Here is a 12,286-nt window from a genome sequence, read left to right on the forward strand (position 1 = left end):
TAAAAATACACTCTCCTAAATCTCAAAATAATTTCTGGCATTATTAAAACTTATATCTTGAACCACCCTGCCTAAATAATTCATATCACATGGTACCTCGCCATTTTCAACCCATTTGCCTATTAAATTACAAACTATTCTTCTAAAATATTCGTGCCTTGCATAAGAAAGAAAACTTCTGGAATCCGTTGCCATTCCTATAAACCTAGTAAGTAACCCGCAATTGGAAAGTGCCTTCATCTGTTCTTCCATGCCATCTTTATTATCATTAAACCACCATGCAGGTCCAAATTGTATTTTTCCAGGTATTAAGCCTTGAAAATTACCAAGCATACTTGATATAACGTAGTTATAACTTGGATTTAAGGTATACAGAACCGTTTTGGGAAGCACATTGTCCCTTTCTAAAGAATCCAGCAGCCCAGCTAATTTTTCGGCAATCCTGCAATCATTCATGGAATCAAAACCTGTATTGGGTCCTAATTCATTAAATTTATTTGTATTATTATTTCTCATTGCACCTATATGGAACTGCATTGACCAATTAAATTTGAAATACATCTCTCCCAGTGAACGCAGGGTATATGTTTTATATTTTTCTTCCTCGGCTCTATTTAATTTTTTAAAATTCAAACGTTTTCCAAATATTTCAGATACTTCCTTTTTAGATGTTTCCATATATGGAACGTAAGTAAGTGAATGATCTGAAATCTTACATCCGGATTCATTAAAAAATTCTATTCTGGAATTCAACGCCTGTAAAAAATCATCATAGTTTTGTATATTTATATTACTTGCTTTTTCAAGTTTTCCTATCCAGTCAACGAAATCACCATTTCTTATTTCAAGTGCCTTATCGGGCCTAAATCCGGGTACGATCTTTACATCAAAGCCTTCATTTTTGATTTTCCTGTGATACTCAAGTGTATCTGCCGGATCATCCGTCGTGCAGACAACTTTCACATTGGATTTTTTCATAAGACTTCTCGCTGAAAATCCCAAATTTTTGATAATAGAATTTGCTTCATTCCAGATATTTTCCGCAGTGTTTTCATCTAAAGTTTCATGAATATTAAAATACCTTTGCAGCTCCAAATGTGTCCAGACATAGAGGGGATTGCCTATAAGTTTGGGAACTGTCCTTGACCAGGCAAGAAACTTCTCATAATCGCTGGCATTTCCTGTAATATATTTTTCATCCACTCCATTGCCTCTCATGGCTCTCCATTTATAATGATCACCGTAAAGCCAAATTTCAGTTATATTACTGTAATTTTTATCTTCATAAATTTCCCTCGGATCAAGATGGCAATGGAAATCATAGATAGGCATTTTTTCAGCATAGTCGTGATAAAGTTTTACAGCAGTCCCATTTGAGAGATCAAAATTTTCATCTAAAAATTTTTTCATAATATTCCACCTTTCTAACCTAAAATAAAGTTTATTTTCTTACCTTACAACTTTTCCAGTGCCTGCCCCATGAAAAATCTTTTCAACTTCCTCTTCTGATACGTGATTCAAATCCCCTTGAATGGTATGTTTCAAAGCTCCGGAAGCGATTCCAAACTCAAGTGCCTCTCTGGGATCTCCATTTTTTAAAATTCCATGGAGGAATCCCGCACAAAGCGCATCCCCTGTTCCAACTCTGTCAACAATATGAATACAATAGCTCTTTCCAGTATAAATACCATTCTCGGAGGCAACCAAGGCACTATATTTGTTATCTGAAGCAGAAATATTTTCACGAAGTGAGCTAAACAAATACTTGAATTTATATTTTTCAATAACTTTAGTCATATTTTCTCTATTTACACATATTGAATAATCTCCAGTTATAAAATCAGTAGAGCCATCGCTGTAACCTAAGACCAGCGCTGCATCTCTGGCATTTCCCAGGCAAATATCCACATATTTCATCAAATTGTTCATGATTTTCTGCTTTTCACTTACCTTGTCCTGCCACAACTTTGCCCGGTAATTTAAATCAAAAGATGTTAAAATATTTCTTTTTTTAGCCTCTTTAAGTGCTCTTTCTGTAATTTTGGCACAGTTTTTACTTAATACTGGAGTAATACCTGAAGTATGAAACAGATCCGCCCCCTTAAAAATTTCATCCCATTTGAATTCTTCCTCTGCCGCTTCCGCCATGGAAGATCCTTCACGATCATAGACAACATTTGATCCTCTGAGAGAACATCCATTTTCCAGAAAATAAATTCCAAGTCTTCTGCCGCCTCTTACTATATGCGAACAATCTATATTGTTTTTTTTCAAAGCTGCAACTGCCGCATCTCCCAATGGGTTGTCCACTAATTTTGTTATATAGGATACCTTATCTCCATAGTTTGCCAGAGATACTGCAACATTAGCTTCACTCCCGCCGTAAACAGCATCAAAACCTTCTGCCTGAATAAACCTCTTATATCCATAGGGAGATAGTCTCAGTAATATCTCCCCCATTGTTACAACCTTTGCCATAATAAATCTTACCCTCTCTTCACCAAATGAACTGCAAATCCACCGATTTCATCTTTTAAATAAACAACTGCAGGTTCTTTAAATTCATTGTATTTAATACTATCTTCTATAAATTTCACATTGATCTTTTCAAGTTGATACACAGCTTTTTCCACATCATTTACGGCTACAGCGATATGTCCTTTTTTACCGTAGAATGGTTTTTTCATCACTTCAACATCTGCTCCTGCAAAAATGGAGTTATTATTTTCACTGCTTTTAAAATGAAACATATTTTCAAACAATGAGCAGATATCTCTTGCCTCTTTAGAATCCACTGCATTGATTCCAATATGGACAACTTTATAGTCCAGCATTTTATCAACAGCCCTTTTTGTGATTTCCTCAATCTGATCAAATTTTTTTTCTTCAACCAGGAAATCTTTTACCATCCACGTTCCTCCGCAAGCTATAACATTTTTCAAATTCAAATACCGGCTCAAATTTTCTTCATTTATACCGCCGGTCGGAATAAATTTTACATCCGGATACGGTCCTGAAAATGCCTTCAAAGTTTTTATCCCGCCACTTGCCTCGGCAGGAAAAAATTTAACAATCTTTAGGCCTTTATTAACGGCCTTTGCCACTTCACTGGCACTAGAGCAGCCGGGAATGACAAAAATATTTTTTCCCAAGCAATAATCCACAACCTCGTCAATATAACCCGGACTTATAATAAAAGAAGCACCAGCTTCAACAGCTTCTTCTACCTGTCTGACAGTGATAACTGTCCCTGCTCCCACAATAAACTCCGGAAACTCCCGGTGAACATTTTCAATGGCATTCTGTGCAGCAGGACTTCTAAAAGTTATCTCTACACTATCCAATCCACCTTCTTTTAAAGCTTTGACCAGTGGAATCGAATTTTTTGCATCATTAATTTTTACTACAGGAATAATACCAATTTTTCTTATCTTATCGGCTAAGCTATTCATGTATTCCTCCTATTGATCATACAAATTATTATTTTATAGCTACATAATATCATTTTTAAAGTATAAAGTCAATAATTTGTATGATGAATTATTGACTTAAATAAAAATAGTGAACTGCCATTTTGTTCAGACAGCTCACTATTTCTTCGCGGAATTTCCTTTACCGCGGATTTTATCAATCACATACTGGCGATTGGCATTTATATGACATATCATAGAATATTTTGCGCCAAGAGAATCTCTGTCCCCAATTGCCTCTGCAATTCTTCTGTGGTAATAAACAGTATTTCTAATCAATGCATTATTTGTATAATCTATACTATTTTGAATTGAATTGTGGAGAATTGGAATAATGTGATTTATTACCGTATTACCGCTGGCCTTGCCAATAAGATTATGAAACATGGCGTCTTTATCTGCATAGGGAATATTTTCACTAATTGCCCTCTCAACTTCATCACACTGCACCATAATTTTTTCAATATCCCCCTTGCTGGCATTTACAGCCGCCAGTGCTGCTATTTCCGGTTCCAGTATAAGACGTGTATCAAACATGTCCAAAATTAATTTTTCACTGCCCAAAAACTCCAGTCCAAATGGATCCTTTACCATGCCGGTATTCTCAGATACAAAAATTCCAGATCCCTGTCTTGTAAACAATATGTTGCGGGAGGTCAATATTTTCAAGGCTTCTCTTAAAGTACTCCTGCTGACATTCAGCAATTTTACCAGTTCGTTTTCACTTGGTAATTTGTCACCTGCTTTCATATTTTTCTTTTTTATCATATCTGCAATGTCTTTTGCAACTGATTGTGCCAGAGGCATTTTATTATTCACTAAAATCACCTTCTTCTATTCATTCAGTGTGGATTCGATTTTAGCACAATCCCAAATATGTGTCAATTGCAAAGAGTTGATTGACTTACTGCAGTATTTAATATATTATAGATTTGTCAATTGACAATATCAGGGAAGGTAGGTCGATAATAATGAAAATAAAGGATATAAAAATAAAACAGATATCCGTCCCGCTGAATACACCCTTTAAAACCGCACTCCGCACGGTGAAAAGCGTAGAAGATATCATAGTGGAGATATATACGGACACAGGTAATGTTGGTTTTGGAGAAGCTCCCCCTACCGGTGCCATAACGGGAGATACGACTGGAGCAATAAAAGGAGCCATAGAGGATCATATAAAAAAATCAATAACAGGCATGGATATAGAAAATTTCGAATCCATAATAAAAAAGTTAAACGGCTGCATTGTAAAAAATACAAGTGCAAAAGCCGCAGTGGATATAGCACTTCATGACCTGTACGGTCAGTTGTATAAGGCTCCTCTGTACAAACTTCTGGGAGGATTTAGAAAAGAAATAACTACAGATATAACCATAAGTGTAAACGAACCTGAGGAAATGGTAAAGGACAGCATAAAAGCCATAAAAAAAGGATATAAAACGTTAAAGATAAAAGTAGGTGTGGATTCCAAAAAGGATCTTGAAAGAATAAAAGCTATAAGACAAGCTGTTGGATATGATGTAGACCTCAGAATAGATGCCAATCAGGGATGGAAACCCAAGGAAGCTGTACGTGTACTTAAAAAGATGGAAGATGAAAATTTAAAAATTGAACTCGTGGAGCAGCCTGTGACAGCTTGTGATATAGAGGGCCTGAAATTCGTTACAGATAATGTATCGATACCGGTTTTGGCAGATGAAAGTGTATTCTCTCCGGGAGACGCTTTAAAGATTTTGCAGAGCAGGGCAGCAGATCTAATAAATATAAAACTCATGAAAACAGGCGGACTGCACAACGCACTGAAAATATGCTCACTGGCAGAAATATACGGAATTGAATGTATGGTAGGCTGCATGCTGGAAGCAAAAGTAAGTGTGACGGCTGCAGTACACCTCGCATGTGCAAAGAGTGTAATAACCAAGGTAGATCTGGATGGGCCTGTGCTGTGCAGGGAAGATCCCATAGAAGGTGGAGCTGTTTTCAATGAAAGTAAAATAAGCCTTCCGGACAGCCCAGGTCTCGGCATAAAATCAATACATTATTAAAATGGGGAGGGTTAAAACATGCTTTTTGAAAAGATTATAAAATCAGCAGACTTAAAAAGGCTAAATTGTGCCTTTGAAGTGAAAAATCTCAAAACAGGTGAAAAAATTTCCTACAATGAAAACACGGTAGTACCTTCGGCAAGCCTTATAAAAATACCTGTAATGATGAAAATAATCGAATTGGTCAAAGAGGGCAGTCTTTCTCTCAAGCAGAGGATAACGGTTACAGATGAAGTCAAGGTACCTTTCAGCATACTCACCCTTATGGAAAGTGGAAACAGTTATACCTTGAAAGATATAATCACCCTCATGATCGTACAAAGCGACAACACCGCCGCAAACATGCTGATTGATATCGCAGGTATGAACGATGTAAATGATTATATTAAAAAATTGGGGCTAAAAAATACTGTACTCCAGAGAAAGATGATGGACTCAAAGGCCAGAGAAGAAGGCAGGGAAAACAAGACCACTGCTGCCGACATGGTGAAATTCTTTGAACAGATTTATAAAGATGCAGAGTCCGGCAGTCCTTACGGCATGCTGATGAAAAATATATTAACCGCACAATTGGACAACAGTGTGATGAGGCTTTACATACCGGACAGTACAATAATTGCACATAAAACAGGAGATCTCGACGGGATAAGTCATGATGCGGGAATAGTATATCTTCCCGGCATCAATTATATTTTCTGTGCCCTTACCTGGAATGCTCCAAACAACAATTTAGCACGGGATACAATAGGAAAAATTTCTAAAACAGTTTACGATTATTTTACAAGATTTTGAGATGTTACTTATTTTTTTCTGAATCTCTCTTGAGAAAATCCAGCAGGACTTCTGTGCGTTCTCTTTGTTTCCTTTTTAAAAGTTCAGGAGTCCAGTTGTAAAATCCTTTCCCGCTCTTGCTTCCCAGATCACCGGAATCAACTTTGCTCTGCATAAGTTTGGAAGGTTCCTTATAATCACACAGATCTTTAAACAAATAGGAAGATATATTATTGAATATGTCAAGTCCTCCCAAATCCGCACTGCACAGCGGACCTGTAACAGGCAGCCGCCTTCCATGTCCATATTCCATGGCTTTATCAACTTCTTCAGGTTTGGCCCATCCCTGTTCGACTATATACAGTGCTTCCCTGAGAAGTGCCAGCTGAAGCCGGTTTCCTATAAACCCCGGACATTCCTTTTCCATACGCACTCCTTTTTTGTCTATGAATTCCACCCATTTCATGGTTTCATCCATGACATCGGAGGAAGTTTTACTGCCGGGAACAACCTCCACCAGTGGAATAAGCTGCGGAGGATTCCAGAAATGTGCAACTACCACTCTCTCGGGACGTTTTGTATATTTTGCTATATCCGTGGGACTGAGTCCGGATGTATTAGATGCCAGAATAACTTTTTTTTCACAAATATCATCCAGCTGTTTAAATATATTCTGCTTCAGTTTCAGATTCTCAGCTACGCACTCCACTACAATGTCAGCATTTTCCGCAGCTTCCCCGAGAGTTTTTACTCCCTTTACCCTATTTAGTATATATTTGCATTCACTGTCTGACAACTCTCCTGTATCCTCCAAAAGTTTCAAGCTGGATTTTATCCTGTTAAATCCCCTCTCGAGGCTTGCATCGGTTCTCCCATACATGGTAACATTCAGCCCGGCCTTTGCAGAAAGCAGCGCTATACCGTGACCCATAGTGCCGGTCCCCAGCACGGCCGCATTTTTTATATTCATCTTATATCAATCCCCCTACTTTTAAATTCAATTGCTTTTACACGAATTCTTTTACTTCTTTTGGATCCTCAGTATAATCAGCTGCCTTGACAAATTTTGTCTTTACCCTGTATATAACGGAATCACCTATCTCTCCCTTATCCACATTTTCTTTCAGTACAGGATATCTGACACTTATTTTTTCCACTGCATCCCTAAAATCAGCATCACTTTGCAGCACTTCCGATGCCTCTCCAGTTACAGAAACACATTTGAAAGTATCATAGGATTGATTTTCATCTTGAAAATAAAAAGTAACTATTGGGTTTTTCTTTATATGTTTAACTTTATTTGATTTCCTTCCAGTTTCAAAGTACAAATTAACGCCGTCATTTGAAAATGCACCCATTACCCTGGCGTAAGGTGCGCCATCTTCACCTATTGTAATCAGTAAACCTGTTTTGGACTTTTCTATATATTTTACCGCATTGTCTAATACTTCACTCATATGTGAAATCCTCCTTTTTTTATAATTATAATTCAACAATAAACAATGTTCAAACACATTTTTTAAATAAAGGCATATTATGATAATAAACCCTTATATATGAAAGGAGAAAAATATTGTATAATCCTTATAAAATGTACCACTGCCCCTATTGGAGCAATATTGCTTCAGATAGATATTTATACTGCCCTATGTATAATTCCAGCTTTTCACGTTCCGCAGCAGACAATTACAGTGAGGCAAGGTTAAGAGACTATGGCCCCAAACCCTTTGTGATAAATATCGAGGAAGCTGCAAAACAAAATGACACCTACCGCACAGCTCTATGGACAGGAAGCCATCTGCAGCTTACCCTGATGAGTATCAAAGTCGGAGAAAATATAGGTCTTGAAATTCATCCCAATACGGATCAATTCATACGAATTGAAGAGGGAGAGGGAATTGTCAAAATGGGTGATAGAAGAGATGAACTGAATTTTCAGAAAAAGGTAGAAAATGACTCCGTATTTATTGTACCTGCCGGAAAATGGCATGATTTGGTCAACACAGGTAATAAACCGATCAAACTGTATTCTATTTATGCACCCCCTAAACACCCCAGAGGTACAGTTCACGAAACCAAAGCAGATGCGGAAGCGGCAGAAGAGGACCTGCATTAAGAAAAACTTGTATAAAAGAAACCGGCTCCTGAATTAGCTTTTTTACAGTTTAGAATTAAAAAAAGCATAACATATGAGCCGGAATCTGGTTTTAAAATTATTTCATTGACTTGATAATGCTGTCGGCAAGTTCTCCCATCAAACTGGCCTCGTCTTCCTTCATACTGGAGCTCAAGGACATATCCTTATCCAGAACAGTCATCTCTTTCATTCCATCCAGGAATTTACGCATTAACCTTCCCGACTGGGGAGCCCATGAACCATTTTCTATAAGGGCAAAGGTACGTTTTTGAAGATTCAGTGCTTTCATATGTTCCAGATAATCGAGCATTGGCGGATAAATTTTCAGATTATAGGTTACACATGCAAGAACTATGTGGCTGTATTTGAATGTCTCAGAAATCAAATAGGACACGTGAGTTTTTGAAACATCATACATAACTACATTTTTCATTCCCTTTTCCACCAGCCTGATAGCCAGATTGTGGGCGGCAGATTCTGTATTGCCGTACATTGAAGCATAAACTATCATGACACCTTTCTCTTCAGGTTCATAACGGCTCCATTTATCATACTTGTCTAGAAAATATCCCAGGTTGCTGCGCCATACCGGTCCGTGCAGAGGACAGATAGTCTTTATATCAAGCTTGCTGGCTTTCTTCAAAAGTGCCTGGACATGAGGTCCATATTTCCCCACAATATTTGTGTAATACCTTCTGGCATCGTCAATCCAATCCCTGTCAAAGTCTACCTCATCGTTGAACAGCTGGCCGTTTAATTTGCCAAAGCTGCCAAAGGCATCGGCAGAAAACAGCACTCCATTTGTAGTGTCGTAGGTAACCATGACTTCCGGCCAATGTACCATAGGTGCAGTTACAAATGCCACTTTATGTTTTCCGAAGGATCTGGTATCCCCTTCTTTAACTACCTCCACTTTTCCGTCCATGTCAAATCCAAATTGGTTGAGGAACATGAAAGCTTTTTTAGTACACAATATCTTTGCCTTTGGATAACGCAGGAGGATCTCCTGAATGCAGGCCGCATGGTCCGGTTCAACATGGTTTATCACCATATAATCCAAAGTTCTGCCTTTGAGAACTGCCTTTAAATTTTCGAGAAACTGGCGGCAAACTGCCCAGTCTACCGTATCAAATAGCACAGTCTTCTCATCCAAAAGTACATAAGAGTTATAGGAAACTCCCCTTGGAATTGGATGGATATTTTCAAATAGGGCAAGGCGATTATCATTTGCCCCAACCCAATAAAGATCTTCATTTATTTTTCTAACACAATGCATGTAACTAATCCTCCTTATCTATATTTATAATAATCATACATCAGCATCTATAAATCCATCTTTCTCTTGACCGCAAACAGGACACGTCCATTCTTTCGGTATATCTTTAAAAAGTGTACCTGAAGCTATATCACCTTCAGGATCTCCTACACCCGGATCATATTCATAACCACATCCATTGCAGACATAATGTTTCCAATTTGGAACAACCTTCTTGGGAACTGCCCTCTTCATCTTCTTCATTGGCGGTGCCTCCTTCTTAGGTTGGCCATTATCCAGGGCAGCAGTGAGCAGCGGCACAATTTCCACTAAATCGCCAACTATACCGTAATCGGCATTTTTAAAGATCTTGGCATTGGGATCTATATTTATGGCAACAATTGTAGAAGCATCAACTATGCCTTTAAGATGCTGAATTGCACCTGAAATACCAATAGCCACATACAGATTACCCTTGAATTTCTGACCGGACATACCAACATAGCGGTTCAGCGGTAAATATTTGAGGGTTTCAGCTACCGGACGGGAGGAACCTATGGCCGCACCTGCCTGTACTGCCAGATCTTTTATAAGCTTCATGTTCTCCCTTTTGCCTACGCCCATTCCTATACTCACTACTCTTTCAGCTTTATTTATAGGAGTGTCCATTGGAATTCCAACTGTAAAATCATATCCGTCTTCTTTGAGTGCCTTTACCAGTGAATCAACTTTTTCTTTTGAAGTTCCCTTGTTGAAGATGATATTTTTACGATATCCCGTAGCCGGCAGGCGCTTAGAAGTTCTTGCCGCAGTTTTATTTTTAGGAGCTTTGCCGACAATGTGGGAGGCGATAACCACACGCTGAATTTCATTGGTTCCCTCATATATGGTGCATATTTTGGCATCCCTATAGGCACGTTCAACTTCCATGCCCTTCATGTAACCGCTTCCTCCAAATATCTGAAGGGCGTCATTTACAATTTCAAGACACGTATCAGAAGCATACTGCTTTGCCATAGCAGACTCCATGTTGTAATCCTCGTGGTTCTGCTTCAACTCCGCTGCACTGTAGACCAGAAATCTGGAGGCTCTGAGCTTTGTGGCCATATCGGCTAACTTAAAGGAAATAATCTGCTGGCGGCAGATTGGTTTTCCAAACTGTACCCTCTCCTTTGAATACGCCAGGGCATTTTCATAAGCTCCCTGCGCTATGCCAAGAGCCTGAGCGGCAATGCCAATACGTCCTCCGTCCAAAGTGGACATAGCAATCTTGAAACCTTCTCCTTCTTTACCAAGGAGGTTTTCCCTAGGTACCTTCACGTTGTTGAAATTAAGCTCTGCAGTTGCCGAAGACCGGATTCCCATTTTATCATAGTGTTTCCCGGTACTAAAACCTTCCCAGCCCTTTTCCACAATAAATGCACTTATGCCGTGAGTGCCTATATTCGGGGTAGTAACTGCAAAAACTACATAGACATCCGCTTTCCCCGCATTTGTTATAAATATCTTTTCTCCGTTTAGGACATAGTGATCGCCCTCCAGCACGGCAGTAGTCTCCGTACCGGCGGCATCACTTCCGGCATTTTCTTCAGTTAAGCCAAATGCCCCAATTTTTTCACCTTTTGCCATGGGGATTAAATATTTTTGCTTCTGCTTTTCAGTACCAAAGGCGGCAATCGGATATGTTCCCAAAGATGTATGTGCAGAAAGAATTACGCCAACTCCACCATCAACTCTCGATAATTCTTCAACAGCTATTGCATAACTGATCACATCCAGACCGGCTCCGCCGTACTCCCTGGGATATGGTATGCCCATAACTCCCATATCCGCCAGTTTATGAACAATTTCATCCGGAAATTTGTTCTCCTGATCCAGCATAAATGCAATAGGTTTGACTTCTTCTTCAGCAAATTTTCTAATTTTCATTCTTAAGTTTTCGTGTTGCTCTGTAGTTTTAAAAAACATTTACGTCCCTCCCCTTTACTAAATATAATGTTCCCTTAATATCAATTTAAAAACCTACATGATAATTATAGCTCTCATTAATTTTCCCCACAATCTCAGTTCTAAGCTGTTTTCCCCACAAATCTCCAATGAAACGTAAATAAATTTTATTCTGCCTGTTTGCCATCTTATGTCTTTCAATTCCTCTTATTTTTAGAGTTTTAATATTATTTAAAAAAAATTATTTATTAATAATTATTCTGTAAATGTAGCATGAATCATTTAGCTGACTGGATGATACTGCCGGCAAGTTCCTTCATCGAACTGTTGTCTTCCTCTTTCATGCTGGATCTCAAGGATATATCTTTGTCCAGAACAGTCATATCCTTCATTTCACCTAAAAATTCACGCATCAATTTTCCAGACTGGGGAGCCCATGAACCATTTTCTATAAGGGCAAAGGTACGTTTTTGAAGATTCAGTGCTTTCATATGTTCCAGATAATCGAGCATTGGCGGATAAATCTTCATATTATAAGTCACACTTGCAAGGACTATGTGGCTGTATTTGAATGTCTCAGAAATCAAATAGGACACGTGGGTTTTTGAAACATCATACATAAACACATTTTTCATCCCACCTTCCACCAGTCTTATAG

At 38.5% G+C, this 12,286-nt stretch carries 11 protein-coding genes and 1 pseudogene; 3 read left to right on the forward strand and 9 right to left on the reverse strand.

Translation table 11 applies throughout. The features are described 5' to 3' along the window. Nucleotides 1-15: 15 nt before the first annotated feature. The 4 genes from uxaC to AB8S09_RS13945 all read right to left on the reverse strand — a co-directional run bounded on the left by uxaC (nucleotide 16) and on the right by AB8S09_RS13945 (nucleotide 4,289). Nucleotides 16-1,410 carry a glucuronate isomerase gene (uxaC, locus tag AB8S09_RS13930; protein WP_294183874.1) on the reverse strand — a complete coding sequence of 465 codons (1,395 nt, stop codon included), beginning with the start codon at nucleotides 1,408-1,410 and terminating at the stop codon, nucleotides 16-18. A gap of 39 nt (nucleotides 1,411-1,449) precedes the next feature. Next, nucleotides 1,450-2,478, reverse strand: coding sequence for a sugar kinase (locus tag AB8S09_RS13935; RefSeq protein WP_294183876.1), 1,029 nt, complete (start codon nucleotides 2,476-2,478; stop codon nucleotides 1,450-1,452). A gap of 8 nt (nucleotides 2,479-2,486) precedes the next feature. After that, nucleotides 2,487-3,452 carry a bifunctional 4-hydroxy-2-oxoglutarate aldolase/2-dehydro-3-deoxy-phosphogluconate aldolase gene (gene eda, locus AB8S09_RS13940; RefSeq protein WP_369869335.1) on the reverse strand — a complete coding sequence of 322 codons (966 nt, stop codon included), beginning with the start codon at nucleotides 3,450-3,452 and terminating at the stop codon, nucleotides 2,487-2,489. A 138-nt stretch (nucleotides 3,453-3,590) separates the two neighbouring features. Continuing rightward, nucleotides 3,591-4,289: a FadR/GntR family transcriptional regulator gene (locus AB8S09_RS13945; protein WP_294183879.1), complete on the reverse strand. Its 699-nt coding sequence runs from the start codon at nucleotides 4,287-4,289 to the stop codon at nucleotides 3,591-3,593. 152 nt (nucleotides 4,290-4,441) lie between these two features. Here AB8S09_RS13945 and AB8S09_RS13950 point away from each other — a divergent pair, with 152 nt between their 5' ends. Both AB8S09_RS13950 and AB8S09_RS13955 read left to right on the forward strand, forming a co-directional pair. Further along, nucleotides 4,442-5,518, forward strand: a complete 1,077-nt coding sequence (locus tag AB8S09_RS13950) for a dipeptide epimerase (protein WP_294183881.1) — start codon at nucleotides 4,442-4,444, stop codon at nucleotides 5,516-5,518. Between the two features lie 18 nt (nucleotides 5,519-5,536). After that, nucleotides 5,537-6,310 (forward strand): serine hydrolase, encoded by a 774-nt coding sequence (locus AB8S09_RS13955; protein WP_294183884.1) that lies wholly within the window; start codon nucleotides 5,537-5,539, stop codon nucleotides 6,308-6,310. Nucleotides 6,311-6,314: 4 nt separating this feature from the next. Here the strand turns inward: AB8S09_RS13955 and AB8S09_RS13960 are convergent, their stop codons facing one another. Then, the gene (locus AB8S09_RS13960) at nucleotides 6,315-7,259 is read right to left on the reverse strand and encodes a 3-hydroxyacyl-CoA dehydrogenase family protein (protein ID WP_369869336.1); all 945 of its coding nucleotides are present in this window, start codon (nucleotides 7,257-7,259) and stop codon (nucleotides 6,315-6,317) included. A gap of 37 nt (nucleotides 7,260-7,296) precedes the next feature. After that, complete coding sequence (locus AB8S09_RS13965; RefSeq protein ID WP_369869337.1) at nucleotides 7,297-7,746, reverse strand: pyridoxamine 5'-phosphate oxidase family protein; 450 nt, start codon at nucleotides 7,744-7,746, stop codon at nucleotides 7,297-7,299. A 116-nt stretch (nucleotides 7,747-7,862) separates the two neighbouring features. Between AB8S09_RS13965 and AB8S09_RS13970 the strand changes: the two genes are divergently transcribed. Next, nucleotides 7,863-8,405, forward strand: a complete 543-nt coding sequence (locus tag AB8S09_RS13970) for a cupin domain-containing protein (RefSeq protein ID WP_294183887.1) — start codon at nucleotides 7,863-7,865, stop codon at nucleotides 8,403-8,405. Between the two features lie 97 nt (nucleotides 8,406-8,502). On the opposite strand, the gene AB8S09_RS13975 is transcribed toward AB8S09_RS13970, so the two are convergent. The 3 genes and pseudogenes from AB8S09_RS13975 to AB8S09_RS13985 form a co-directional block, all read right to left on the reverse strand. Next, the gene (locus AB8S09_RS13975) at nucleotides 8,503-9,702 is read right to left on the reverse strand and encodes an FprA family A-type flavoprotein (RefSeq protein ID WP_294183889.1); all 1,200 of its coding nucleotides are present in this window, start codon (nucleotides 9,700-9,702) and stop codon (nucleotides 8,503-8,505) included. 33 nt (nucleotides 9,703-9,735) lie between these two features. Further along, nucleotides 9,736-11,649, reverse strand: a complete 1,914-nt coding sequence (locus tag AB8S09_RS13980; protein WP_369869338.1) for an acyl-CoA dehydrogenase family protein — start codon at nucleotides 11,647-11,649, stop codon at nucleotides 9,736-9,738. Nucleotides 11,650-11,906: 257 nt separating this feature from the next. Next, nucleotides 11,907-12,286, reverse strand: a pseudogene (locus AB8S09_RS13985) (FprA family A-type flavoprotein); the annotation flags it as partial.

The organism is Clostridium lapidicellarium, assembly GCF_041224415.1.
Taxonomy (GTDB): Bacteria; Bacillota; Clostridia; order Clostridiales; family Clostridiaceae; genus Clostridium_B; species Clostridium_B lapidicellarium.